This is a genomic window from Bradyrhizobium sp. F1.4.3, from assembly GCF_040548375.1.
In the GTDB taxonomy this organism is placed as follows: domain Bacteria; phylum Pseudomonadota; class Alphaproteobacteria; order Rhizobiales; family Xanthobacteraceae; genus Bradyrhizobium.
Map to the genome: position 1 here is coordinate 1 of NZ_JBEPRN010000028.1, position 25,055 is coordinate 25,055.

18 protein-coding genes, 3 pseudogenes and 1 other annotated feature are annotated in these 25,055 nt (G+C 57.3%); of the genes and pseudogenes, 5 read left to right on the plus strand and 16 right to left on the minus strand.

The genetic code is table 11. The features are described 5' to 3' along the window. Positions 1 to 318: 318 nt before the first annotated feature. From ABIB73_RS36035 to ABIB73_RS36060, 6 genes are all read right to left on the minus strand, one after another. Positions 319 to 1,158, minus strand: coding sequence for a gamma-glutamyl-gamma-aminobutyrate hydrolase family protein (locus ABIB73_RS36035; protein ID WP_354232051.1), 840 nt, complete (start codon positions 1,156 to 1,158; stop codon positions 319 to 321). Between the two features lie 220 nt (positions 1,159 to 1,378). After that, positions 1,379 to 2,416 (minus strand): ABC transporter ATP-binding protein, encoded by a 1,038-nt coding sequence (locus ABIB73_RS36040; RefSeq protein WP_354232053.1) that lies wholly within the window; start codon positions 2,414 to 2,416, stop codon positions 1,379 to 1,381. Continuing rightward, positions 2,413 to 3,420: an ABC transporter ATP-binding protein gene (locus ABIB73_RS36045; RefSeq protein WP_354232055.1), complete on the minus strand. Its 1,008-nt coding sequence runs from the start codon at positions 3,418 to 3,420 to the stop codon at positions 2,413 to 2,415. The genes ABIB73_RS36040 and ABIB73_RS36045 overlap by 4 nt, the downstream gene beginning before the upstream one ends. Position 3,421: 1 nt before the next feature. Then, on the minus strand, positions 3,422 to 4,303 hold the full coding sequence (locus ABIB73_RS36050) for an ABC transporter permease (RefSeq protein WP_354232057.1): 882 nt from the start codon (positions 4,301 to 4,303) through the stop codon (positions 3,422 to 3,424). A 2-nt stretch (positions 4,304 to 4,305) separates the two neighbouring features. Then, positions 4,306 to 5,247 carry an ABC transporter permease gene (locus ABIB73_RS36055; RefSeq protein ID WP_354232059.1) on the minus strand — a complete coding sequence of 314 codons (942 nt, stop codon included), beginning with the start codon at positions 5,245 to 5,247 and terminating at the stop codon, positions 4,306 to 4,308. Positions 5,248 to 5,254: 7 nt separating this feature from the next. Then, positions 5,255 to 6,856 carry an ABC transporter substrate-binding protein gene (locus ABIB73_RS36060; protein ID WP_354232061.1) on the minus strand — a complete coding sequence of 534 codons (1,602 nt, stop codon included), beginning with the start codon at positions 6,854 to 6,856 and terminating at the stop codon, positions 5,255 to 5,257. Positions 6,857 to 7,722: 866 nt separating this feature from the next. Between ABIB73_RS36060 and ABIB73_RS36065 the strand changes: the two are divergent. After that, positions 7,723 to 8,194: pseudogene (locus tag ABIB73_RS36065) on the plus strand (IS701 family transposase); the annotation flags it as partial. Positions 8,195 to 8,671: 477 nt separating this feature from the next. On the opposite strand, the gene ABIB73_RS36070 reads toward ABIB73_RS36065, so the two are convergent. The 4 genes and pseudogenes from ABIB73_RS36070 to ABIB73_RS36085 form a co-directional block, all read right to left on the minus strand. Further along, positions 8,672 to 10,042, minus strand: coding sequence for a CapA family protein (locus ABIB73_RS36070; protein WP_354232089.1), 1,371 nt, complete (start codon positions 10,040 to 10,042; stop codon positions 8,672 to 8,674). Positions 10,043 to 10,239: 197 nt separating this feature from the next. Continuing rightward, a pseudogene (locus ABIB73_RS36075) lies at positions 10,240 to 10,550 on the minus strand (aspartate aminotransferase family protein); the annotation flags it as partial. Next, positions 10,543 to 10,740 carry an aldehyde dehydrogenase family protein gene (locus tag ABIB73_RS36080; RefSeq protein WP_354232091.1) on the minus strand — a complete coding sequence of 66 codons (198 nt, stop codon included), beginning with the start codon at positions 10,738 to 10,740 and terminating at the stop codon, positions 10,543 to 10,545. The pseudogene ABIB73_RS36075 and the gene ABIB73_RS36080, both read right to left, overlap by 8 nt. Positions 10,741 to 10,846: 106 nt before the next feature. Further along, positions 10,847 to 11,209: an aldehyde dehydrogenase family protein gene (locus ABIB73_RS36085; protein ID WP_354232093.1), complete on the minus strand. Its 363-nt coding sequence runs from the start codon at positions 11,207 to 11,209 to the stop codon at positions 10,847 to 10,849. A gap of 196 nt (positions 11,210 to 11,405) precedes the next feature. Here ABIB73_RS36085 and ABIB73_RS36090 point away from each other — a divergent pair. Further along, positions 11,406 to 12,453, plus strand: a pseudogene (locus tag ABIB73_RS36090) (transposase); the annotation flags it as partial. Continuing rightward, positions 11,689 to 11,805 (plus strand) — a sequence feature (AL1L pseudoknot). (Overlaps the previous pseudogene by 117 nt.) 568 nt (positions 12,454 to 13,021) lie before the next feature. Here ABIB73_RS36090 and dctA read toward each other — a convergent pair. The 6 genes from dctA to ABIB73_RS36120 form a co-directional block, all read right to left on the minus strand. Further along, positions 13,022 to 14,317 carry a C4-dicarboxylate transporter DctA gene (gene dctA, locus ABIB73_RS36095; RefSeq protein WP_354232095.1) on the minus strand — a complete coding sequence of 432 codons (1,296 nt, stop codon included), beginning with the start codon at positions 14,315 to 14,317 and terminating at the stop codon, positions 13,022 to 13,024. A gap of 285 nt (positions 14,318 to 14,602) precedes the next feature. After that, entirely contained in the window at positions 14,603 to 14,929 is a 327-nt protein-coding gene (locus ABIB73_RS36100; protein WP_354232062.1) for a TlpA disulfide reductase family protein, read from the minus strand. A gap of 225 nt (positions 14,930 to 15,154) precedes the next feature. Further along, the gene (locus ABIB73_RS36105) at positions 15,155 to 15,643 is read right to left on the minus strand and encodes a hypothetical protein (protein ID WP_354232064.1); all 489 of its coding nucleotides are present in this window, start codon (positions 15,641 to 15,643) and stop codon (positions 15,155 to 15,157) included. A gap of 469 nt (positions 15,644 to 16,112) precedes the next feature. Beyond that, on the minus strand, positions 16,113 to 17,540 hold the full coding sequence (locus tag ABIB73_RS36110; protein ID WP_354232066.1) for an MATE family efflux transporter: 1,428 nt from the start codon (positions 17,538 to 17,540) through the stop codon (positions 16,113 to 16,115). Beyond that, a complete protein-coding gene (locus ABIB73_RS36115; protein ID WP_354232068.1) occupies positions 17,533 to 18,045 on the minus strand; it encodes a hypothetical protein in 513 nt (170 codons plus the stop codon). The genes ABIB73_RS36110 and ABIB73_RS36115 overlap by 8 nt, the downstream gene beginning before the upstream one ends. Positions 18,046 to 18,080: 35 nt before the next feature. Continuing rightward, positions 18,081 to 18,305: a redoxin domain-containing protein gene (locus tag ABIB73_RS36120; RefSeq protein ID WP_354232097.1), complete on the minus strand. Its 225-nt coding sequence runs from the start codon at positions 18,303 to 18,305 to the stop codon at positions 18,081 to 18,083. Positions 18,306 to 18,905: 600 nt separating this feature from the next. Here ABIB73_RS36120 and ABIB73_RS36125 point away from each other — a divergent pair. The 3 genes from ABIB73_RS36125 (at position 18,906) to ccrA (ending at position 24,954) form a co-directional block, all read left to right on the plus strand. Next, positions 18,906 to 19,118 carry a hypothetical protein gene (locus ABIB73_RS36125; protein WP_354232070.1) on the plus strand — a complete coding sequence of 71 codons (213 nt, stop codon included), beginning with the start codon at positions 18,906 to 18,908 and terminating at the stop codon, positions 19,116 to 19,118. A 169-nt stretch (positions 19,119 to 19,287) separates the two neighbouring features. Further along, positions 19,288 to 20,829, plus strand: coding sequence for an acyl-CoA synthetase (locus ABIB73_RS36130; protein ID WP_354232071.1), 1,542 nt, complete (start codon positions 19,288 to 19,290; stop codon positions 20,827 to 20,829). A gap of 2,850 nt (positions 20,830 to 23,679) precedes the next feature. Beyond that, positions 23,680 to 24,954: a crotonyl-CoA carboxylase/reductase gene (gene ccrA / locus ABIB73_RS36135; protein WP_354232099.1), complete on the plus strand. Its 1,275-nt coding sequence runs from the start codon at positions 23,680 to 23,682 to the stop codon at positions 24,952 to 24,954. The last annotated feature ends 101 nt before the right edge of the window (positions 24,955 to 25,055 follow it).

Consider the following 25,055-nt stretch of genomic DNA (forward strand, 5'->3'; position numbering starts at 1 on the left):
AGATCGACATTCCGCCGGGCCATGATCGTGCGCAACGCTGCGAGCCGCGAGCGGTATTCTTCGATGGGAAAGCGCGGCGGGAAGATTAGAGGCTCCGTCATGCGTTCATTCCTGTGTGATCATAGTAAGCGGCACCTCATGGAGCCGAATGGAGATTATTGCTCACCATCTATCATCGATTACGCGCGAGGCTGCATGACCGGACGGAAACGCTCATCAAGCGCGAGGCGCTCAAATCGACAGGCTGCCGAAGCGTTCGTCATTTGCTGCGCTGCGACACCGGTCTAATTGCCTCAACCACGTATCAGCATTGGGAAATCATTCTGCAGCTCGCACGAGCCGGACTCTCCTCGCCGCCCGGGCCCGGACTGCATCTCCGAACGCACGGAAAATGCGCGCAGATGGCTCGTCGGATCCTACCCAATATTCGGGATGCCACTGGACACCAATGGCGAAACAGCGTGAATTCCGCACGGACACCGCTTCGACAGTTCCATCCTCAGCCACCGCCTCGACTTGGAGCTGCGGCGCCAGCCGACCAACCGCCTGGCGGTGCACGGAATTTACGTTTACTTTGTCCGCGCCAAGTACAGTGGAAAGGTAGCTGCCGGACTTTACGGTCAAAGTCTGACGGATGGCAAACCGCTCATCGCGACGATCGCTAGAGGGCGCACGATGGTCGAGCATGCCTGGCAGCTCCTGAATTTCAGTTACCAGCGTGCCGCCAAGGGCCACATTCATTTCCTGAAGACCACGGCAGATAGCAAGTAGCGGAACCTGTTGCTCGATCGCCTTGCGAATCAAAGGTAGCGCGGTTGAATCTCGCGACGAATCAAACGGTCCATTTGCTTCGCACTCATCACCTCCATAAAGCGAGGGATGAACGTTAGAACCCGAACCCGTGATCAACACTCCATCGACGGCCGAGAGCAGTTGGTCAAGGTCGAGCCGGTCACCAAAGGAAGGGACTACCAACGGAAATACGCCGGCGCCCGAGATTGCCGCCTCAAGGTATTGTTCGGGCGCGGCATGCCAAGAATAGTTATACAGCTCGCGCACATCTGCCGAGACCGCGACGAAGGGTTGGCCTGGTTGCGGATTGCTCGTCCCTTGCGCAATTGCAGGTGTATCGCTCCCTGCTTCATCGCCCTGCATCATTTTCCTGCACTTCGATCAATCTGCGGTCGTCAACGGAATATGGCGACTTTGACACTTTCCCGGAGCGGAATTTCGCCCATTTTCCACCGCTAGAGCCGAAATTCTGCGTCACTCCCGTCTACGTCGGCCCACGCGAAGTACCCCTCGTGAGCTAAAGCTTCGAGATCATCAGCGACGAGCGGGACTCGTTTCGGGTGACAACAACTGCAAGATTCGCAGTCTATGGTTGCGAAATATGTGTGAACGGAGCGGCTGCTGCTGCAATTGGGTCGGCCGGGACGTCCATTGACGGTGCGCGAACGTGGCATGCTACTACGCGCCCGTCCGCCATAGGCACCAAAGGCGGGACGACGGTACGGCAACGCTCGACTGCGAGAGGGCAACGCGGGTGAAATGCGCATCCGCGCGGGGGATTAATGGGGCTTGGCACCTCGCCCTCAATTGGCACCTCCAGCCGAACGCGTGCCGGATCTGGCACAGGGGCTGCCGCGATCAGTGCCTCGGTATAGGGGTGTGTAGGCCTCGCAAATAGTACCTCGCATGGGGCGAGTTCCACAATCCGCCCCAAATACATCACGGCGACACGATGAGCGATATGCTGCACGACACTAAGGTCATGCGAGATGAAGACGTAGGCGATGCCCATCTGCTGCTGGAGGTCCACAAGCAAATTCAATATCTGAGCCTGTACCGACACATCCAGCGCAGAGACCGCTTCGTCGGCGACGATGAGCGAAGGTTTGAGAGCTAGCGCCCTCGCGATGCCAAGCCGCTGCCGCTGGCCGCCTGATAACTCGGACGGTAACCTGTGCATCATCTCGGGCGACATCCCGACCTTTCTGAGAAGGTCGGCGGCAAGAGCTTCACGATCCTGTCGGTTGAGGCGCTCGAAATTGTCGACCGGTTCGGTGATAATCTGTCCCGCAGTTAGACGTGGATTCAGCGACGAGTAAGGATCTTGAAAGACCATCTGCATCCGACGGCGCCATTCCCGAAGCGGTTGCTTCTTGAGACCCGCAATGTCGGTACCATCGATCATCACGCGGCCACAGGTCGGCTCCACAATGCGCATGAGAAGCCGCGCGATCGTGGACTTGCCGCAGCCAGATTCGCCAACGATACAGAGTGTCTCGCCTGGTTCGACGGAAAAGGATACATCCTCCACCGCCCGCACAATTGGGACGGCCTTCTTCAGGAAGTCCGTGCCGAGCCGAAAGTGTTTGGTAAGATTCTCGACCTTCAGCAGAGGAGTGTTCATGTACCCAGCACCTCATCTGATCGCCAGCAAGCTGCCGTGTGGTCTAGCCCGATCGTACGCATGCTGGGCGTCTTCTCACGGCAAATATCTATCGCGAATGGGCAACGAGGCGCGAAACTGCACCCAACAATTGGTTCGCGAAGCGATGGCACAATACCGGGAATTTCGTGAAGACGAGGCCGCCGGCCGCGCCGAAAGTCAGGTACCGACTGCATGAGGCCTCGCGTATAGGGATGTGTGGGGCGCGAGAATAGATCAATTACATTGGCTTGCTCTACGATGCGGCCGGCATACATCACGATTACGCGTTGGCACGTCTCGGCTACAACGCCCAGATCGTGCGTAATGAAAATTACGGCTGTTTTCATTCGCTCTTTCAGATCGATGATCAACCGCAGGATTTGTGCCTGAATGGTGACGTCAAGTGCAGTTGTTGGCTCGTCGGCGATCAACAGCTCTGGCGAGCAGGCGAGAGCCATGGCGATCATCGCCCGTTGCCGCATTCCTCCTGACATTTCGTGGGGATAGTTGTTAATGCGACGCTCAGGATCCCCAATGCGGACAAGGCGAAGCATCTCTTCCGACGTTTCTAACGCACTGGCCCGGCTGACGCGCCTGTGTATTTGCACGGCTTCAGCGATTTGGCGACCTACAGTTTGAACCGGGTTTAGGCTCGTCATCGGCTCTTGGAAGATCATAGCGATCCGGTCGCCGCGAATCTTTCGCATCTCCCGTTCTGATACGTTGAGGAGATCACGCCCATGAAACCAGATCTCGCCCCCCACGTTCTTGCAAGTTAGCCTTGGAAGTAGGCGAAGAATGGAGAGTGCAGTGACACTTTTTCCGCATCCAGATTCGCCAACAACGCCGAGCGTTTCGCCCTTTTTAACGTGGAACGTGACACCACCTAGCGCGCGCGTGACAGTTTCTTCGCCATAGAAGTGTGTCTCAAGGTTCCGAACATCAAGAAGGACCTCCGCATCCGCGCTTTTTTGCAGCTGCATGCTAGCGCCTCCGCTTGGCACGGGGATCGAATAGATCTCGCAAACCATCCCCGAGTAGGTTGACGGCAAGGACAGTAGCGGCAAGACAGACGCCGGGGGCAAAGACCGACCACGGTGCGATTGCAATGTACAAACGACCACTTGAGATCATATTGCCCCAGCTAGGAATGTCCGGTGGCACGCCTACGCCCAGGAAACTGAGCCCGGCTTCCGTTAGAATCGCGCTGGCGCAGAGATTAGCAATTTGAACCATGAGGGGCGGAATGGTGCTCGGAAGGATATGCCGCCAGAGCACCTTCGGCAGGCGGGCACCACCACAGATCGCCGCCTCCACGTAAGGGCGGTCCCGAACACCGAGAACCACCGAACGAACCAGCCGGGCGGTCCCTGGAGTATGCGTGATCGTGATGGCGACGATAAGGATGCCGATGCCCGGGCGCGTCAGGGAGATTAAGGCCATTGCCAAAAGGATTGTCGGGATCGACATAAGTCCATCCATTATCCGCATGATGATACTATCGAGGTGGCGGACGTAGCCGGCGACAAGACCAACCAGAAGGCCCAGCCCGGCCGCGCACGTAGCGGATACCAATCCAACAATAAGCGAGATCCGGGCACCGAACACTGTCCGCGAAAGCACGTCACGGCCCAGATTGTCGGCGCCGAGCCACATGGCAGCGGAAGGCGGCTGAAGGCGGCTGAACGGATCCATGTTCAGTGGATCGCCAGCGTAAAATGGAGCTGTAAGTGCCAACATGGCCAACAAAGCTAAAAGTCCGCCACCTATAAAGATCATAGGGTGCCGCTTTGCGGCGCGAGGAAGACCGGACAACTTTGGCCGACCCACAGGCACAACTGCAATGGGAGCAGAGAGAAGGCTCATGATCAGTACCGGATGCGGGGATCGATGAGAGTGTAGGCAAGATCGGCCGCGAGATTGACTAGCACGTACATGCCCGAAGCGAGGATCAGCACGCCTTGAATTATGGGATAATCGCGGTTGTTGATCGCATCGACGACAAGCCGTCCGACCCCGGGAATATTGAACACGGTCTCCGTGATGACCACGCCCGAGATCAAGTACGCGAAACATATGGCGATCACAGTCAGAATCGGGACCCCGGCATTCTTCAGTGCGTGGTGAAAAAGGAGGGCGTATGGCGACGCCCCTTTGGCAGCGGCAGTTCGCATATAATCTTCCGAGAGGACTTCCAGTACGCTCGTCCGCGTTATACGCGCGATGAAGGCGATATAGAATAGACCCAACGACAAGGTAGGTAGGATAAGATGTACCAACCAAGAGCTGACGCTCTCTTCAACAGACACGTATCCTTGGACCGGTAGCCAGGATTGTTTTATTGCCATCCAATACACGAGAAAATAGCCGACGACGAACACCGGCACGGAAAATGCGAGAGCGGAGAACGACGTGAGAAGACGGTCGACGAGGCCGCCCGCTCGCCATGCAGCGAGAATCCCGAATGCGACGCCGAACGCAACCGAAAAGAATAACGTCGACACAGCCAACGAAGCGGTTGGCTCAAGCCTCTGCGAGATAAGTTGGAGAACGGGACGTCCGGTGAAAATTGAGGTACCAAAGTTTCCACCGAGGATTCCAAGCGCCCAATGCGCAAATTGAACTGGCAACGGGTCGTTAAGTCCGAGCTGTTGGCGGATGCCAGCGACGCTCTCTGACGACGCGGTGTCGCCAGCGATAATGGCCGCGGGATCACCAGGCGCTAGCCTGAGAAGTAGGAAGATAAAAATCCCGACCATCGCCATAACCGCGATGGTCGAGATGAGCCTGCGAAGGATGTAGACGGCCATGGCGCGATCACGCTTTCTGCATGTTCCACATCGGTTTTAGGCCCGGTGCGGCGACCAGGCCCGTGAGTGTCTTGCGGCGCGCGATGGGCGAGATAACCCCACCCAAAAAAACGGCGCCAACGAAGTCCCACCATAACCCTTGCATCTTACGCGCCAATGCCTGTCGCTCGTCGAACGTTTCGACATTTGACCACTTACTCCGGAGAGCCTCATATTCGTCGTTCTTCGGCCAACCAGACCAGGCATCTTCACCATTGGCTTGGAGAAAAGAAGTAGTGACCGGATTGCCCAAGCCTAGGTCGGACCACGCTGACACGAAAATGCTCCAACCGCCCTTGTCAATCGGTCCTTTGTACGGCTGGAGCGTCAGCAGCTGTCCCCAGTCCATCCCAGCAAGCTCGACGTTTACTCCGATCTTGCGCAACGAAGCCGCCACCAGCTGCGTGGGATTATGGGACCAAGCAGCGTTGGTCGGATCGAGGATAACGACCTTTTCTCCTGCGTATCCAGCCTCCTTGAACAGTTGTTTAGCTCGATCTGGATCTCCGCCTTTTTTATACCATCCAGTATTTTCGTCGTTCGCATAAGGCGAATTGTGCCCAAATGGCGATGTGATCGGAAAAGCATACTGGGGATCGGGGCGCAGGATGCGTAAGAACGCCTCCTGGTCGATCAAGTGAAGCATCGCTTGCCGCGCCTTCACGCTATCAAACGGCTTCTGTAAACAGTTCATGCGGACGAACAAATCGCTGCCCGTCTTGTCCACAACCTCGACTACAAGATCGAGGTTGCTCTTGATCATTGGAAGCAGATCGAAGGGAATCGAAGCAACGTAATCAACCTGACCGGTTTGCAGGGCGCCGAGAGCAGTCTGTTGATCGCCAATATTGTCCCAGATGACACGGTCAACTTTGACAACCTTCCCACCTGCAAGAGCATCCGGAGGCTCTTGGCGTGGGACATACCTTTCGTTGCGGTCGTAGGTGAAGCTTGCCCCGGGATTGGCAAGGGCCTGATTGAACTTGAACGGTCCCGACCCGATGTTCGCGGTCACTTGTTCAGTTGCGGAGCGGTCAGCATCCTTTTCTCGCATGACGAAACAGATCCCTCCCGAATCCGCAAGGGTATCGATTAGAATCCCGAGCGGCTCCTTTAGAACGATCGTAAACGTCTTATCATCCTTCTTCGAAATATCCTTGCTTCGCTCCATGATCAACCGGCCGCCAGGCCTTCCCTGGCCCCAGCGACGAATCGAGGCTACGCAGTCCCCCGCAGTGACGGGGGTGCCGTCGTGCCAGCTCAGACCATCCCGCAGCTCGAACGTATAGGTCTTCTTGTCGTCCGAAACGCCCCATTTTCCCACCATTTGTGGGTGAGGCATGCCCTTGGAATCCTGCGAGAACAAAGTATCATAAATTGCCAGCGCATGATCGGCAGTGATGGTGCCCGTCGAAGAAACCGGATCGAAGTTTCGGAGGTCACCGTTCATCACCATGCGGACCGACCGCGAGGCCGTTGGCGCGGTCTGTGCCCGCACGACTGATGGGACCGACACAGCCATCCCCCCGGCCAGCGTCGATTTAATAAGATCGCGTCGAGAGATTGTCATGTTCTAATCCTCCGCTTTCAGCATGGTATCGAGCAGTTCTGCGGCGAGCTCCGCCACTTCGATGTAATGGGTGTAAAGCACGACCAGATGGGCGAACTTCCCGCGGTTTAGCTAAATGGCAATTCGGACCACGACCAACGTCGATCATGCATTTCCAGCCGACGAAGGCGCACGCACGCCAGCATGACTCTTTCAACTCATCAGATCTTTCAACTCATCAGAGCCACGCGCCCACCAGGGTCATCGAAGGCCGAGCTGCACGCGATAAAAAAGCGGTGCAACATCGAGGCGACCCTGCGTCGAGCATAGCCCGGCTCTCGTACCGGCGGGCGCAGGCCCGCCCGCTCTCAGCTTTCCCGCTGGGCGACCACCCGCAGGCGCGCCACTGAACCAGGTCCGCACAAAGTAGGGAGCGCTCCTGATGAGCGCACCAGCCATCGGCACAGGCGCACGGGTTGAGGATGTGGCGAGGCGCCTCCACGCAAAGTGCGGCGGCGAACAGAAGCACTGACAAAGTCCTCCCGTTGCAGGGCGCGCAAGTGCGTTGCCGCTCGGCTTACCTCCGTTTTGCGCTTTTGATTCCGTCGACGACTGGGCAACCGGATTGCTGCCTGCGTTCCGATTATTGCCGCGTCCTGGCGCGGATTTGCTGTGATTCAGCGCGCTTCATTGACGAAATTATGCATCACTCCTAGGAAACGTGAAGCTTTTTGTCGCCCTCGCCGACTCTGTAATGTAATCGGGCCGACCGTCAACTGTGCCGGGGGCACCATCTGAAAGGCAATCGATGTGTCACTCCCATGTTCGCGCAGATGAAGGCGAAGTTCCGTTGGCCGCTGATCGAGCTTCAGCGAATGCGGACCTGCGCAGCTGCTCTCCGTGTCTGCACCGCCGACGGCCCTCCTCAGCGGATTTGGGATAAGCGTCAGCAGCATCTCCCGGGCGACGAGGCTTGGCTCATTAGCGAGCAACGCGCCTCGGGGGAGAAGAAATACTATCTTGCCCAATCTCCCTGCGGCGACAGATCTGCGCACACTAACCGCCAACATCAAGGCAAGATGGATTGTGAGCAGGCGCATCAGCAGTTGAAGGAGGAGCCTGGACTTGATCACTTTGAGGGGCGATCATGGCGGGGTCTTCATCGCCACGCCCTGATGACAATGATCGCCTACGCTTGCCTGCAACATCGTCGCCTCGCACACGCGAGCGGAAAAAGAAGCAACGGACCTCCGCCTCATCAGCCAACCATGCCCGCGCACGTCACGCCATCGTCGATCTCATCCTGCGGCCGCCGCCTCAACGGTGTCGAAAATCCTTGGAAAATACTGGCGAAAATAAATTCTGCCAAAGTAGTGCTAGCGCAGATCGAGCCGGCTCAGGATCTCAGCGTGTATGAACTGATAGTCGCGCCGATGATAATGCTAGAGGGGACGGCGCCGAAGCAGCTGCCCTCAATGAGATGAAGCCCTGGCTGCACCCTGCGACGCGCCACCGAGAATGCCTCCGACGCGAAGATTGCTCTGCCGTTGGGAGCTCGCCGGGCCGCAGGAAGAGGGAAGAGGCACTCCTTGGAAGACTCAATGGCCGGGTCAACTTAGCATGCATGTATCTTAGATTTGGGCGACAATTTGGTCTGATGTAAGACAAGCGCTACCGGCCCGCCGAAACCGACGCCGGCGGGCTCACGATTCTCAAGCAGGCTTACGATCTGCGACCTATGACCGGAGCTCAGCCTTAATCTGCAGATACTTCAGTCTTGCTCTCATTGTTTTCGGATTCATCCAGCGACGAGCAGAGTCCAGGGTTGATCTGAGTCTAGTGCCGTAGATTGATGACTCCAGTGTCATTCTCGATCGCAACATGAGTCCCAAATGGTTTCGAGAGCTGCTGTAGACGCTCCAGTATGCCTTGGGCCTGCGGCCCAGACGCGAGCCGCGGGACGCCTCGGTTCGCTAACCTCTTGGAATGACCGAGTTCAATCGGATAAAGGCGCACCTCAGCAAGTTGGTTGTGCTCGAACTGGCAAGCGGCAACAACACTCTCATAGAAGACAGGATCCGAAAACCCTGCGTCGGTTTCATATCCGCCCGCCATCTCCGCAGCCGTCAGCTCAGCATCGGTATCCTTCATCGGATCCTTTTGATAGCCGGCGAACATGTCTGCCCCCACAGGGGTGCGGAGGTCGTCCATAATGAAGTTTCCTAAACTATAGAAGATAGGTCGGCTCTTGTAGACCTCGATCCCCCGCAATTGGTGGGGTCCGTGCCCGATATATGCGTCGGCACCGGCGTCGATTAGCTCACGCGCAAACGATTGCTCATGATTGGCCGGCTCTTGGCTCCAATTTCCAGGCTCATGACCGTGGTTCGTGACTAGGCAAAAGTCCGCGAACTGCTTGCCCTGGCGAACATTTCGGCAAATGCCGGCAACATCTTTGGAGTTCGCTTCATACTTGTAGCTAGCCTTGTCGGCCGTTTCGTATGTCATCCCAGCAAGCACAATCCGCTTTGCCTCCTCGTGTCGCCCCCTGTAGCCTGGCAACGAATTACGTACTTTTCTCAAATTCTCGAGCACTTCTGGCGGGACCAGGATTGTTCGCGCTAAACGAAGCGAGTTGAGTCCCGGTCTGCCAGGCGCCTCGCCGGCAGGATCGCACGCCCGGGACATCGGCGTGAACGTTGACGCACACGACAGTAATGCCACGCGCCCCCGTGCGGTCTCCAGAAAGCGAGCGGCGCCGGCTTGTGCAAGATTCTCGCCCACACCCGCATGGACTATGCCGCTCTGGTCGAGCGCTCGGCTTGTTTCACGCATGCCTTCAACGCCCCAGTCAAACGAATGATTGTTGGCGCGGCTTAGGGCATTAAATCCCATTTTCTTCAAGTCTGGTCCGAGCTCTGGTAAACTGACGTGATACGCGCCGCCGTATTCAGCCTGAGGACTTCCCTTGAACGATCGGATATCGAATATATTGGTTTCCATATTGCCGAACGTAACGTCAGCCTCACGAAGAATCTTGACGATGGCGCCGAATCCGGGCCCTTGAGCTTTGGTCAGAGGCCTCGTCACGATGAGGTCTCCGACTGCTACGATGGTGAAGCCGTCCGCTACGTTGGTTGCAAGCGAACCGACCGTATCGTAGTGACCAGCTTTCTCCCCCGGCTCCTCGTCCGAGTGTCTTTCCATGGAATCCTCAACAGGTTGATCGTCTGCACCTAAATTCAACGTTGGCACGAGATGGATTTTTATGTCCGTGTCAATAATCGTGCTCAACTGTTGTGTTACAACAGATTGTCAGGTTCATGAATGCGCGAACTGTCCACCCTCCTCACTCATGTCGAAGACCATATGCTTGCTTGCGCCCCCGCCCAAGTGAGCGAGCAAGGCGCCATGAGCACGAGGCGATCGTAAAGCGTGGCCAGCTCTTCGATCGTGTGCGCCGGATATGTATGCTACCAAGCTGTAAGCCTGCCGCGTAATGGCTTCGGCCACCTGAGTCCGGCCGTAGCCGATACCACGAGATCCGCAAAGCCGTCGACATAACTGCGACCCTCTGCCTATTGATATACATTCCCTCGCCACCAATCACGATCGTCGGATCACCAATCTTAGCAGTGGCGAACTCCTTGAGCTGGATGAAAGAATGCAAAACACTCGAGCGATCCCGTTTAGCAATGGTCTTGATGTCAATCATGTCGCTCTCCTAAGCCGCCAGGTTTCCGAGCGAGACGTATTTTAGTTCCAGGTATTTCGTTAATCCGTGCCGCTCCCCCTTCGTGAGCGAGCCCAGATTGGTTCCACCCTCGGAACGGAATGAGCGGCCCCGTGAATGAAGCTGTGTTGATGCTAAGCTTGCCGGATTCGATCCGCTTAGAAGCTCGCATCGTCCGACGTAGGTTGTTCGTGTAGACGTATGATGGCACGTCTCGGCCAACGGCTTGCCCTGCTCGCTCGTCACCGAGCTCGCAAACTCCTCCCCGTCATCCATCATCAATGAGGCCTAGCCCAAAGAATCGCACCTCTCCTTACGGGCAACAATTCTCGCCATGCGAGAAACGACCGCTTAGCCGCGGCTATCGCGACCTCCATCTCTGCTGCGCCGCAACGAGCAGCATCCGCGATCTCCTCTCCGGTCGCAGGATCGACCACACGGTCTCGTTCGCCGCCGGTCACCCACTGAGCCTCGACAAGCGCTCCTCCCGCCAAAAAATCGCGACGGCGAAGATTTTGCAGATGCGTGGTAAGTAGACCGACCGAGTACGGACGATTGTGCCTCGTACTTTGAAACGCAATTTGCGGGTCGACGCGGTCATTTGTCGAAATTGTCATGCAATCAGGATACTGATAATGCATTGAGATTTGCGTCACATTTTTCGTCGCTCTGACGATTTCCTGCAACGCACATGCGGCGCGCGATGGAATGCACCTTAAGGCTGGAGCTCAACCATGCAATAGGACGGATAGGCGCCCGCACCCTAGAGATCGTCCAGAAGAACAACTGAACCGCCCCGGGTTTGCCGGAGGCTCCAACTCCTGAGAGGATGGAGCCATGACATGCAAGACGACGAACAGGTTTTCACCTGAGGTCCGGTCTCGTGCGGTTCGGATGGTTCTGGATCACGCAAGTGAGCACCCTCGCGCTGGGCGGCGGTGCCGTCAATTGCAGCCAAGATCGGCTGCACGCCGCAGACGCTGCATGACCGGGTCAAGAGGGCCGAGGTCGATAGCGGGCAGCGGGTCCGCGTTCCGACCGACACGGCCGAGAAGCTGAAGGCGCTCGAATGGGAGAACCGCGAGCTTCGGCAGGCCAACGAGATCCTGCGCAAGGCTAGCGCCTATTTTGCGATGGCGGAGCTCGACCGCCGGTCCAAGCCATGATCGCCTTCATCGACGATCATCGTGGGGCGCATGGGGTCGAGCCGATCTGCAAGATCTTGCCGATCGCCCCCTCGACCTACCACGCCCATATGGCCAAGCGGAGCGATCCGGCCAGGCTGTCGGCGCGCGCCAGGCAGGATGTCAGGCTGAAGATCGAGGTTCGGCGCGTGTTCGATGAGAACTTCTCGGTCTACGGCGTGCGCAAGGTCTGGCGGCAGCTCAAGCGCGAAGGCTTCGATGTTGCCCGTTGCACGGTGTCGCGACTGATGCGGGACATGGGTTTGCAAGGGGTTATCCGCGGCAAGCCGGTCAAGACCACGATCAGCAACAAGGCCGCGCCATGCCCGCTGGATCACGTCAATCGCCAGTTCAAGGCACCAAGACCGAACGTCCTCTGGCTCTCCGACTTCACCTATGTCGCGACCTGGACCGGCTTCGTCTACGTCGCCTTTGTGATCGACGCCTATGCCCGCAGGATCGTAAGCTGGCGGGCCTCCCGCACGGCGCACGCCAGCTTCGTGCTCGATGCGCTGGAGCAGGCCCTGCATGATCGACGGCCGGTCCATCGCGGCGGGCTCGTGCATCATAGCGACAGGGGCAGCAAAGGCGTCTCTATCAAATACACCGAGCGCCTGGCTGAAGCAGGCGTGGAGCCTTCTGTCGGCAGCGTCGGAGATTCCTATGACAATGCTCTCGCCGAAACCATCAACGGCCTCTTCAATTGGGTCATCGAAGACCTGAGCGAACGCAGAGCGAGGTCGTCATCTCGCAACACCGAAGGCGCGCACAGCCTCTCGATATCGGAGAAGGACCTTTACAAATGGCGTCACCTGATGGGAGAACTTCTTGGGCAAGCTGAAGGAATTCAAACGCATTGTAATGGATGCGACAAGAGAGACGGCAGTTTCGGGGCGATGATTTACCTCGCCACCGCCGCCGCCATTCAGATGAATCTCCACAGACCCTGGTCTAGTGGCTGGAACACTCTCTCGATGCCGGCGGGTGCGACTGCGGACATGCACGACCGGCTGTGCGGAATCCAGGCAAAGCGGACAGCGATTCCGAAGGAAGGCGGCCACCCTGTTGATAGCGTGAGACGGGGGCGTTGTCGGGACTCTGAACGGGGCAAGGTCCATGCTTTTGCGATTCACGCTATGGGAGGTCCGAAACCCGCCGCGAGATTGCCGGTTTGGAAGAGTGAAAAGCTCTACGCCAGAAGGGTCTTGGCCCGCGGCATTCTATTCGCGACGGTATTGGCCGTCGCCGGGCCGAGCTGAGCTCGCACGTCTACTTGAGGTGGGCGTGTAGTGAGTCATGGTCGAGTTCACCTTCCCACCAGGATACAAACACCGCGGCAATACCGTTCCCGATAATGTTCGTAAGCGCGCGCACCTCGCTCATGAACTTGTCGATTGAGAATACGATCGCAATGCCCGGGACAAGCTCAGGACTGACCACCGTCAACGTTGCGGCCAGGGTAACGAAGCCTGCACCGGTAACACCGCTTGCGCCCTTCGAGGTGAGCATTGCCACAACCAGTATCGTGAGCTGCTGGCCAAAGCTGAGATCGACCCCGAGCGCCTGCGCGATGAACAACGTCGCCAACGTCATGTAAATGTTAGTCCCATCCAAATTGAAAGAGTATCCCGTCGGCACCACTAGGCCCACGACCGGCTTGGAACAGCCCAGCCGTTCGAGCTTTTCCATCAACTGCGGCAGCGCGCTTTCGGACGACGACGTTCCGAGCACGATCAGCAGCTCATCTTTGATGTAGACGATGAACTTTAGGATGGAAAAGCCGACCAAGCGCGCGATCAGGCCAAGCACAATGATCACGAAGAGCCCGGCTGTCACATAGAACAGGGCAACTAATCCAATGAGTTTACCGAGCGCGGAGGGTCCGAATTCACCGATGGTGTAGGCCATGGCGCCGAACGCCCCGATCGGCGCGGCCTTCATCACGATTCTAATGACACCAAACACCGCGTGCGCAGCATCGTCAACCAGACCGCGCATCCGCTCACCACGCTCGCCAAGCGCCATCAGCGAGAACCCGAATAGGATGGCAAACAGCAGCACCTGTAGCACGTCGCCTCGCGCCAGGGCGCCAACCACGCTATCAGGAATGATATTGAGGAGAAAATCGACCGCCTTCTGCCCTTCCGCCGTCTTGACATAGTTAGCTACCGCCGCGGCATCAGCCCTGGGAGCGAGTCCATGACCGGCCTGAACGAGATTGCCCATCACGAGACCCAGGACGAGCGCGAAGGTTGATACGATCTCGAAGTAAAGCAGTGCCTTGACGCCGACTCGGCCGACCTTTCGTGCATCCTGAACATGCGCAATTCCGGACACAACAGTGCAGAAGATGATCGGTGCGATCACCATCTTGATCAGCTTGATGAAACCGTCGCCAAGCGCTTTGACCCAGCTGCTCGTCCCCACAGCAGGCCACAACCAGCCAACGAGAATCCCAATCAGGATCGCGATGAGTACCTGGATGTAAAGAACTTTGTACCAGGGGCCAGATGGCCGGAACAGGGCGGCGGCTTTGACAGAGCGGCGCTGGCGGTGAGTGTACATCATGCTCGACCCGGCACCGTGGTACCAAAGAGGGGTGACAATGAAGGTACCGCTTCGCTCAGTGTTCCTTCGGTGCGGGGCGCAGGGGACTCTGACCGCTCCAGATGGCCCCGTCCATTGCCGCGGATTCCCGAATCGGCATGCCATCTAAGCGAAACGAGGTTCTGAATCGCTTCTGAGAGCAGCGATAGAATTTTGAGAAAGCGTCCTTGAGAGCTGGAGAGCATCAGCGTCACCACCCATTTCTATCTTTTTTGGTTGTTCGAAGATGCCATCCGGCAGCTTCTATGACGCCAACCTTAGCAGCCGGCGACCATTCTTCACTTCGGCAGGCACTCTCGCAGCTATCGCGCCGGAGCGCGACACGATGCCCACCACCTCAACTCCATTGTTCCTGTATTTGTCTTGCAGGATCACAAAATGCGCCATCGAGGCGACACATGGTCCGGACCACGTCGCCCAAAAGTCGACGATGTATACTTTCCCAGGCTCGAACTTTGTAACCGGCTGGCCACGTAGCCAGTCCTCAACCTTGATCAAGGGGGCCCGCGAACCGACGCTCAGCACATCTGCCGCACCGACTTGACTTGCGCTCTCAGTCAGACTGGTCATTGCTCAAACTCATTTCACCTGGCTGTTCCGAGAACAATAGCAAGTCGCATGCCAGCCCGCGCTCATTGATATTACGCATTTTTCGTATTATTCTTGTCGACCTCGCGACGCATGTCGCATATCCGACCAGTTATTTGGAGCTCTTCTCAGGCGATCAGCCGGCCGGACGTTCTTGACGCACCTGTAGACCGACGAGGCCGAAAGCCAGGCAGCGCAAGGCCGAGCTCACCACTCCACATCCCGATCGGTTTCCAGGATGACCAATCCGGCGCTCGGGATCACGACGTGAACTGACCTGCTTTTGTCCGTCGACTTGCGCTTGAGGGCGATCTGAGATTTCCAGTTCAACTCTTTGATCCAAGGGGCGATGAACCAGACCAGGGCGGCCAGCTGCAGCAGCACATTGATACTGAACGCCGTCTGATACGCGATTGAGGGGCAGTGTCCGTCCTTTGCCGGCCATTGCTCGAGAATTAACCCCGTCCCGTACTGGACCAGGAAAGCCCACCCGAAATGCAGAACGTTGAGCACGGCGTTTGCGCGGGCGTCAATTCGGCCGGAAAGAAATCTCCGATGATCGCGTAGCTGAGGGAATTGCTGATCCCACCGCCACCACAATGATCCATGAGGTAGCGACAGGAAAGGTGGATGCAAGATCAGCGCGAGTTCGGCTGCAATGAACACAGCAGCTATGATCGCGCGCAACGTTTTCAATGTTCTTGCCAGGCGGGCGCAGCGAATCGGCGACCGCACCGAGCAGCAATGCGCCAATGCTTAGGGCTGTCGCCATGATGAGCAATTGTGTGGTAAGGCTTGTTCGATCCAACCCTTCCACATCGCTGAGACAAGACGCTACCGACAAGGACTGCAGGACCCTTGCGGATCCGATACCTTGAAGAATTCGGCGCAATTCTCCAGAGCCGCCCATCCGTATCGACGGTCTTCTGACCGACTGTCCGTAGAGCGGATCTTTGTACTTACCTTCTGCTCTAGAACCAAAAAATAGATTACAGCGGCCGCGGTGGCGCTGGATGCGGCAAGCAACTCGAATGGACCGCGCCAGCCTATCCAGTTAAGCAATGCCTCGGCTGGTGCGGTTGCCGTCACTGCGCCCAGTGCACCCAGAATGATCCATCTTCTTGTAGGCCTAATGGCCTCGGCTCCGATGATATCACTAGTCAGGTCAACCCGCGACCTCGATCGTTCTTGACGGAAGGTGCCGGAGCGCTCGTCTGAGCTCAGCGAACTGGTGGACCAAGACAAACAGTGCAATCATTCCGGCGCCCAACTCAGCGATTGCCTGACTGGCCAGCAGTCCGTTGAAACCCGATACGACGGGAAATAGCAGTACGGCAGGTATGAAGAGATAGCCTTGCCTCGCCAAGGAGACAACCGCACTGAGGCGTGCTCTCCCGAACGACTGAAGCATCGTCGTCACGAAACTCTGAACACCAAAAAGTCCAAAAAACAGATGAAAGACGATGCAGGTCGATACGGCGAGTTCTGTGACCTTATCGCTATCGCTGAACAGCCTGACCAAAGGCCGGGCAAAAACCACAACGGCTGCAGAATACGTAACGGAAAGAGCGACAGTCATCAAGAGCATGAACTTCGCAGTCTTCAGTATACGAGCAAAGTCACGTGCGCCCCAACCGAAACCCAGGACAGCTTGAGCGCCTATACAGAAGCCGGTGATAGGCAGTGCGCCGATCGTCAAGATGCGCGCAGCTATTCCCACGGCCGCGATGGACTCGTCTCCGAACGGCGCGGCAGCTCCGTACAAGAGCATAACGGCAATCGCAGATAAAACACTGGTCATGGTCGCCGGTGCCCCTACCAACGCGAGCTGTCTGATGCGACCTGCTCCCAACGAGATGTGAGATATCCTGACGAGGACTATCCCGCCAGGCTTCGTAAAATAAGCGATATAGAGGCAAATAGCAGCGATCTGAGATACCAGTGTCGCCAGGGCTGCGCCTCGCACACCGAAGTCCATCGAAAATATGAAGATCGGATCGAGTACGGCATTTAGGACGAATGCGGCAATCATCGTCCACATGCTGAATCGAGTGTTGCCTTCAGCTCTGACGATGAAGCCGCTGACGATGTTTAGAAGCATCACAGTGTACCCGAACAAAAGTATCACCGCGTAGTCGAGCGCCACGGGCATGATGGTTGGAGTTGCCCCGAGCGTTGCGAAGATCACTCGTAGGCTTGGAAGCAGAGCGGCCGTAACGACGAGACCGATCGGAGCGGCGAGCGCGAGTGCAGTACTTGCGCCTCGACTCGCCTCCAGGTACTCACTAGCGCCCAGATGACGAGATATGAACGACGCCGTCCCAACGCCGATCCCCTCTCCGACCGCCGCTAGCAGGAGCACGATCGGCAAGGTCATACTGACAGCTGCGATCGCCTGCACGCCAAGCGCGCCAACAAAGATCGCGTTAACGGCCTGATGTAACGCGACGATCGACAGGCCAACAACAGCCGGAATGGCGAGCCGGAGGATAAGGCTCGAGAGATTGGGGTCCGATAAATCGATCTTCTGCTTCTTCTTGGGCTTCATATTGCAATCGCTCTCGACAACGAATTCCGTATCCGTGTCATTCATGGATCGAAGTGTCGCACAACTCGGATTCGTTTTCGATCGCGTCGCGAACGAATCGACGCATAACGCGTAACTCCGTCTGCATGTCATAGATTGTGTGCAGGGCCGGATCCTCATGATCTAGGTGAACGTTGATATCGTCCGGCATCACTGCGACGCCCTCTTTAGCGGCCGAAAACGCCGTCGACGAATCCTGCGCCTTCAGCGCCGGTCCAAGTGTGCCCCAGAATGCTTGCATCGGGGCTTTCTCGCGGAGTTCAGAGTCTGCTTCAGCGATTCGCTCAGCATCCGCTGCTTTGGCTTCATCGCTCGTGCGCCAGGTGCCATTTACGAGTTGTGGAAACACGTCATGCAGTTGCATCGTGCGAAAGGTGACGTGACCGTCACGGTCGATGACGAGTGAGGTGGTGATAGTGCTAGAAAAACTGGGCGCCATCCAACACGTCTTCATTGTTCCCGCGAAATCGAACGCGATCCAGAAGTTCAGCTTGGAGCCTTTCTTGGTCAACCACGCGTCCAATTTTGTTCGCGCCTCCTCGGCCGTTAGCCTCGCTCGGAAGCTGCAACTACAATGACCTGAACTGCGTTATCGTCGTATTTCTCTCGCAGCTGCGCGAGATGGGAAATCTCCGCCCCACATCCGCCGCACCAAGTCGGCCAAAACGCGACGCTATACAGCGTACCCAGCTTAAAGTTGGTGTGGGGCTCGCCACGCACCCAGCTTTCCACCCTGATCGGAGGAGCTGGCGAATCCATACGAACAATCATGTTGTTCTCCAAAGCTATTCCCACACCTTCGCGCGATTGTTTGCGCAAGCGCGAGTGTCCCTAAGAAACGCGGCACGAGTTCAATGAACGAGAGAGCGTGTCTGCATGCACTCCGCCTGAGACTGCGTTGCTGTGTGACTAGCAACGACCGTGCCAGCAGTACCAACGCACATTCACACCCGATTCGACCTAAGATAGCCTCGTCGGTTCAACATGGCGGGCTCTTTGGAGCTAACCGTCTCGTTCGATGTCAGACATCGGACGCGGGTCGTGCGCTTCGGGCCGGGGGCGTTGTGCCCCGCCCATCATGACGATGGTCGCTACCGCAACCGCCGGCGTGCGGAACCGGCTAATAGCTACTGGTATGAGCCTCGCTCGTTCCGCCGTCTGAATGCGCCTCCTACTCGGTGTCCCTGCTTCCTAAACAAAGCGCGGCGATCCGACGGTTGCGGTTTTGTTGAGCGTTAGGTTGCAAATCGCGACAACGTCGTTGCATCGGAGTCGCCCGATAGGCCCCTTTTATTTCACGACCGGCCTTCCATCGCGTAATGCGCCGCTCCAGCGCCTCGAGTTGAACGGAAGACCGCTCACAGATACCCAATGGTTCCGAAATACGTTCGGGGGGTCAGGAAGCGCGACTGGCTGTTGATGGTGGCGCTGCATATTGCACCGACCGTGCAGCCCTATCTGCGCAAGATGCATGAGCACGGCGATACTGTTACAGCGAGCATGCAACGCCTTCAACTACCAAGCCGGCTGAGCTGCAGCAAGCTGCAAGCCATTCCGCGACGCGTCAAGCGCCAAGGTTGGTAGTTTGTCTGGGTGACACATCGTGGGACTTTGAGATCTCCTTAGCCATGGTGCGAATGAGTTCACTATGACGCGAGCGGTCTGTAGGTGCGCGCTCAATACGACTCCAGTTCTCAAATACTCCTCTGACCTCCTGATCTCCCCGGCTTCAGTTCATAGAAAGGACAAAACGATGGACGCAGCATCCCAAGCTTTTCTAGGCGTCATTTCTGGCGAACGACGGCGCAGCCATCCCGATGTCGCTGATCGCGCCAGGCGCATTGCTGGCGGTCTCCATCGGCTCGGCGTGCGCCAGGGCGGCCGTGTCTGCATGTTGATGCGGAATGACATTGCGTTCATCGAGGTGGCACATGCCGCTATCCAGCTCGGCGCCTATGCCGTACCTGTAAACTGGCATTTCAAGCCGGGGGAGATCGAATATATTCTGAGGGACTCCGCCGCATCGGTCTTGATCGGCCATGCTGACCTTTTACATCGATTGGATGGTGCCATCCCGAACAGCGTCAAGGTCTTGAGCGTATCGCCTCCTCCAGAAGTTATCGTCGCCTACCAGGTAAATCCTGAGCATCAGGGAAAACCCGATTTCGCAACAGATTTCGAAAAGTGGCTTGCAGAGCAACCGCACTATTCGGAAGCCGCCGTACTGGAGCCGATGAGCATGATCTACACGTCCGGCACAACAGGCCATCCCAAAGGGGTACGTCGTGCCGCACCAAACCTCGAGCAGAATGCGGCCTTGGAGCGTCGTCGCGCGATGATCTATGGGCATGGCACGCGGTCACTCCTGCCAGGGCCACTCTATCACTCGGCGCCCAACTTCTTCGGGATTCGCTCGAGCCGCATCGGTGGCGTTCTGGTGCTAATGCCACGCTTTGAGTCTGAGGAGTGTTTGCGCCTCATTCAGTCAGAGAAGATCGATACGATCTTGATGGTGCCGACGATGTTCGTACGCCTCTTGAAGCTGCCCGACACTGTACGCAACAGATATGACTTGTCCTCGCTGCGTCACGTGATCAGTGCGGCCGCGCCTTGTCCAACTGACGTGAAGCGCGCGATGATCGAATGGTGGGGGCCAGTCATCTATGAGTTTTACGGCTCTACCGAGTCTGGCGCGGTCACCTTTGCAACCTCGCAGGACGCCCTAAACAAGCCGGGAACAGTCGGCAAAGTCTTGCCCGACGTCGAGCTGCGTGTCCTAGGCGTGGATGGACGCGTGTTGCCGACAGGACAAATCGGGGAGATCTATTCCCGCGCCACGTCATATCCTGAATTTACATACCACAACAAGGTGGAGAAGCGCCGCGAGATCGAGCACGACGGCTTCATCACCTCCGGTGATATCGGGTACATTGACGCCAGCGGGTATGTCTTCCTGTGTGACCGCAAGCAAGATGTCGTGATTTCCGGTGGAGTCAACATATATCCTGCCGAGATCGAGGCGACACTGTACCAGGTACCCGGTGTCCACGACTGCGCTGTGTTCGGCATTCCCGACGCGGAATTTGGCGAGGCGGTGATGGCATTGGTCGAGCCGCAGCCTGGGGCAAAGCTCGACGTCATGGATATACGCTTGACTCTGAAGAGATCATTGGCTGACTACAAGGTCCCCAGCCGTATCGAGATCCACACCTGTCTGCCGCGCGAAGACTCCGGCAAGATCTTCAAGCGGCGGCTGCGTGATCCTTTTTGGGAAAAAGCTGGACGAAAAATTTGACGAGGATCGAAAGCGAGGCAAAACTCTTTGTACCTTCGCAACAAGCCATTCGCGTAGCACTAACAGGAATATGCGGCTGTTCCAGACGGATCCAGCCAGTTATGCGGACTTCAAATCGGCTATGACGCGCAAGAGGTTCTGACAGGCCGGCGCGGCCTACCGCTCAGTGAGAGCCAGCGTATGATGTTTTGTTGGCCCTGGGCGCTGCAAGGACTCAGCATGGCCACAGCGGAAGATTCAATGAACACGGTGAGCTGGTCGAATACTCGCACGTGCGTCGACTGGCGGGACGCGATCGAGTGGGCCTAGCGGCTAGGTGCGTACCAGACCTACTGGAAACTCGATGGCCAGGGATCGGCAGCTCGACTTTTTGGAAGGTCCCACTCATTTACGCTGTGGGCTGGTCAACCCCCAGCGAACATCTGGGGACAACGTGTGGACATCGACCGCAACACGCATGCTGTTCGACCCCTCACTGCGAGCGGGCCTCCTTTGTGATCCCGACTACGAGCGTCGCATATCGTCAACTCTCGTATCCCCTCGATCGAGTCGGCGCTTTTGCTGATTTCCACAAGAGGCACGCGACCGAACGTTGCGTAGGAGGTGTTGACGGCCGGCTGTTGGACATAAAGACGGTCTGGGAGCGAGCTCCCACAATTTCACGCATGCGCGACGGGCGTTGACATCGTTGGCGGTTGCACTTGCGATAAGGGGGCGCCCAAACAGGCACTCGTGTCTCGTCTCTCCGTGCGCTCAACGCGCTACAGCGGTCGAGCAGACGTTTTGCTGCAGTGAAGTAACGGACGGGCGGTGAACGGAATCGGGATGTATAGCGCGCGCTTGTCCTGATTGTGCATGGACAGACGGGCTCCAATCTTTGCAGCCTCTGTTTTTATTCCTTCCAGAAGCTCCCGAGCACCGTGATCGGAGGACCAAGGTCCGGTTGAGGTGCGAGAAATGATTTCGACGTGAGTATTGCGAGCGGCTTCGCTGCACCATTTGCGCAGCATCGCGTAACAACCGTGGTGCTGACGCACAAATCGTGTCTATTCGCGAAAATGAGTAGTGGCCTGATGAGATCCGAAAAACACACGGCCGCTTGTGCGGATATGATCGTGCATTGCTCGATCAGCAACATCGCCGTCACCGCGTACAATCGTAGACGCACCGGAATCAGTTCCGGTTGTGATCCAGCTTGCAATTTCCCTACTGCGGTCAAGCTTGGGCACGACTTCTGCGTCTGCGTCCATAGCGTCTCTCAAGAGTATGTATTCCTTCATCGTTGTAGGATAGCGTTTTCTGAGCCGAACCAAGTAGCAGTTGGCCCTCAAAGGCATGAAGAATGACGCAGCATTGAGAGTGCTGACGCAACCAGCGCAAAGGCATCTGGACCGCACGTTCGTCTAGAGAGTTCATTGTGTCGAGGATTTGAAGAGTTGTTGAGCTCGGCAATTCCGCTTTATTCCTCGCAGATTGGGGAGGCGAGACCAAACCCGTCCTTTGCCAAGACGAACTGTATCCGCGCCTGCGTGCGCTCGGAATAATGTGCCCTCGGCAGGCAGCCGCGTCAGTCAGAGCGCCGAATTTCCGACCGGCTCTGGGCGCTGGCATTTGACGGGCACAGGGTTTCCGACAATGCAGCCAGGTCGGACGCGCTTCGCTGTAGACGGCATTCGCCGCGGAAAAATGTCTGACCAGAGAGAGTCGCTTTAATGGCGACGGAAAACGGTACGAATCCTTGTTGCCCAAGGCGCATCCCGCCGGAGTCCTGGCGTACAGCTTGCACCGCGGGCCTTTCCTTCTGTGCTCCGCGATCAAGCTCCGGCCCATAAGCCAACGGCTTCGAGAGCGAGTCATCCTCAGTTGCAGCCGGGGTCTGCATCTGACCGCGGCCCGAAGGCCCGCCGTTAGTTTTTCAGCTTTCCTCCAGAAGGCATCATCCGCGACGGGCACGAACTACGGCTTGTTGGCTTTCGAACATTCGCGACTGCGACGAGACATGGCGGGACAAGATGAAGTAAGATGATGACGGATGCATCTCCTTTCGGAGTTTGAGTACCTACCTTGGATAGAACCGGGTGGGAGCTCAGCATGGACGGGTTTTAGATCTGCCATCAAGGACTTCACTAATTGCCGCCCGAGAGTCCTGCACCCCCGCAATGCGCGTCGGCAATCGCAGCGATCAACGCCAAGGTTGGAGCTCGAAAGCCTATCATAACTGGCTTGGAGGTCATCTTGGCAGAGAGCGTTGGGCATTGAGAAGAGGAGCTGCGGTCACCGGACGGACGCGTATTCAGCATCTCTTCGGTTGTGAGCAGCCTCCATGCTTTGTCGGCTCAAAGGTCCCGCGCGCCGTATTTCGTATTTGGAAGGAGGAGCCGCGACTGGGAGGCCCCCTGCCCTCTTGGAACATCCTTTTGTTTGCCATGAGACACACGCGTGTATCTATGGATGAGCTGGAGCGTCCATTCCCGAGAACAATCCAGTGTTCCAGCCGAGCAGATTATCGCATTTTGAACGTGCTTACTTTTCCCAGGCCCGAGCTGGCACACTCTTTGCTCAAGGTGTGGCGAAGAGAGCTGCGTCATTCTCTTTGTGATTCGTGCCAACGATTCTGTGCGGTTGACCTTGCCCCCCGAGGTACTGATCGATTTGGACGATCTTAGGGTAGAGGGCGAACGAGAAGAAGCCGGTCAACTGGGCCGAGCTCGCGGTCCCGTGTTGCGACCGTGAATTCCGTGCAGGTGCGTTTTGCCGGTACGGTGTCAGGTCGATGGTGTGGGGCAGGACCGGTCAGCGACGTGCAGGAAGAATGACGAACAATTGCGAAGGAGCGTCACCGTGTCAACCATTGCTCACGAACTATCACCACCAGCATCCTGTCGGAAGCAACTCTACGAAGTCGGTGAGATTCCGCCGCTTGGGCACGTCCCCGACCGCATGTACGCGTGGACGATACGTCGCGAGCGCCACGGGCCGCCAGAGGCTTCGCTTCTCGTTGAGGTCGTGCCTACCTGGCCGATTGACGAAGACGAGGTACTCGTTTTCGTGGCGGCCGCCGGCGTCAACTATAACGGAATCTGGGCCGGGTTAGGCACACCAGTCTCACCCTTCGACATGCACAAATTCCATTATCATATTGCCGGGTCGGACGCGGCCGGGGTTGTGTGGGCGGTAGGAGCAAAGGTGCGGCGCTGGAAGGTCGGTGACGAGATCATCGTTCACTGCAACCAGGACGACGGCGATGACGAGGATTGCAACGGGGGCGAACCGCTCCTCTCGCCGTCCCAGCGGATCTGGGGATATGAGACCCCGGACGGCTCGTTCGCACAGTTCTGCCGTGTGCAATCACGACAGTTGATGCCAAAACCAGAGCACCTGACCTGGGAGGAGGCGGCCTGTTACACACTAACCCTCGCAACTGCCTACCGGATGCTGTTCGGGCACGTGCCCCACGTCCTCAAGGCAGGCGACGACGTGCTGGTGTGGGGCGCGTCGGGCGGACTCGGAGTGTTCGGGGTCCAACTCGCCGTCGCATCCGGTGCTAACGCGATTGGCGTAATTTCCGAAGCCAGTAAAGCCGAATACGTTCTGGCACTCGGCGCCAAGGGTGTCATTAACCGCAAGGAATTCAACTGCTGGGGTACAATGCCCACGATAGATTCGCCCCAATATAAAACCTGGATCCAAGAGGTTCGGCGGTTTGGTAGAGCAATCTGGGATATCACGGGGAAGCGCGACGTCGACATCGTGTTCGAGCATCCAGGCGAGCAGACATTTCCAGTCTCAACCATTATCGTTAAGCGCGGTGGCATGGTTGTGTTCTGCGGCGGTACCACAGGGCTCAATATTACATTCGACGCGCGCTATGTCTGGATGCGCCAGAAACGAATCCAAGGATCGCATTTTGCCAATCTCAAACAGGCCAGTGCGGCGAACCGCCTTGTAGTCGATCGTCGCGTCGCCCCCTGCATGAGCGAGGTCTTCCCGTGGGAGGAGATCGCCCGAGCCCACACAAGGATGTGGAAGAACCAGCACAAGCCAGGAAATATGGCCGTCTTGATCAACGCGCCGCGAACCGGCCTACGAAATTTCAAGGATATCCTCAAGGCGGCGGGCGCTTGACCCGCAGCCCCGTTGGATGGCCCTGGGACTCGAGGATCTTGAATCCGACCTCACAATATGAGATTCGCGATCGCTCGCTTCGCTGTGGCAGCGCTCGGTCG

Excerpts from the sequence above, each read along its gene's own strand:
- ABIB73_RS36035 (WP_354232051.1), bottom strand. The coding sequence starts at position 1,158 with ATGATGCAGGGCGATGAAGCAGGGAGCGATACACCTGCAATTGCGCAA.
- ABIB73_RS36040 (WP_354232053.1), bottom strand. The coding sequence starts at position 2,416 with ATGAACACTCCTCTGCTGAAGGTCGAGAATCTTACCAAACACTTTCGG.
- ABIB73_RS36045 (WP_354232055.1), bottom strand. The coding sequence starts at position 3,420 with ATGCAGCTGCAAAAAAGCGCGGATGCGGAGGTCCTTCTTGATGTTCGG.
- ABIB73_RS36050 (WP_354232057.1), bottom strand. The coding sequence starts at position 4,303 with ATGAGCCTTCTCTCTGCTCCCATTGCAGTTGTGCCTGTGGGTCGGCCA.
- ABIB73_RS36055 (WP_354232059.1), bottom strand. The coding sequence starts at position 5,247 with ATGGCCGTCTACATCCTTCGCAGGCTCATCTCGACCATCGCGGTTATG.
- ABIB73_RS36060 (WP_354232061.1), bottom strand. The coding sequence starts at position 6,856 with ATGACAATCTCTCGACGCGATCTTATTAAATCGACGCTGGCCGGGGGG.
- ABIB73_RS36070 (WP_354232089.1), bottom strand. The coding sequence starts at position 10,042 with ATGGAAAGACACTCGGACGAGGAGCCGGGGGAGAAAGCTGGTCACTAC.
- ABIB73_RS36080 (WP_354232091.1), bottom strand. The coding sequence starts at position 10,740 with ATGCGAGCTTCTAAGCGGATCGAATCCGGCAAGCTTAGCATCAACACA.
- ABIB73_RS36085 (WP_354232093.1), bottom strand. The coding sequence starts at position 11,209 with ATGCATTATCAGTATCCTGATTGCATGACAATTTCGACAAATGACCGC.
- dctA (WP_354232095.1), bottom strand. The coding sequence starts at position 14,317 with ATGTACACTCACCGCCAGCGCCGCTCTGTCAAAGCCGCCGCCCTGTTC.
- ABIB73_RS36100 (WP_354232062.1), bottom strand. The coding sequence starts at position 14,929 with ATGACCAGTCTGACTGAGAGCGCAAGTCAAGTCGGTGCGGCAGATGTG.
- ABIB73_RS36110 (WP_354232066.1), bottom strand. The coding sequence starts at position 17,540 with ATGAATGACACGGATACGGAATTCGTTGTCGAGAGCGATTGCAATATG.
- ABIB73_RS36120 (WP_354232097.1), bottom strand. The coding sequence starts at position 18,305 with ATGATTGTTCGTATGGATTCGCCAGCTCCTCCGATCAGGGTGGAAAGC.
- ABIB73_RS36125 (WP_354232070.1), top strand. The coding sequence starts at position 18,906 with ATGGTTCCGAAATACGTTCGGGGGGTCAGGAAGCGCGACTGGCTGTTG.
- ABIB73_RS36130 (WP_354232071.1), top strand. The coding sequence starts at position 19,288 with ATGGACGCAGCATCCCAAGCTTTTCTAGGCGTCATTTCTGGCGAACGA.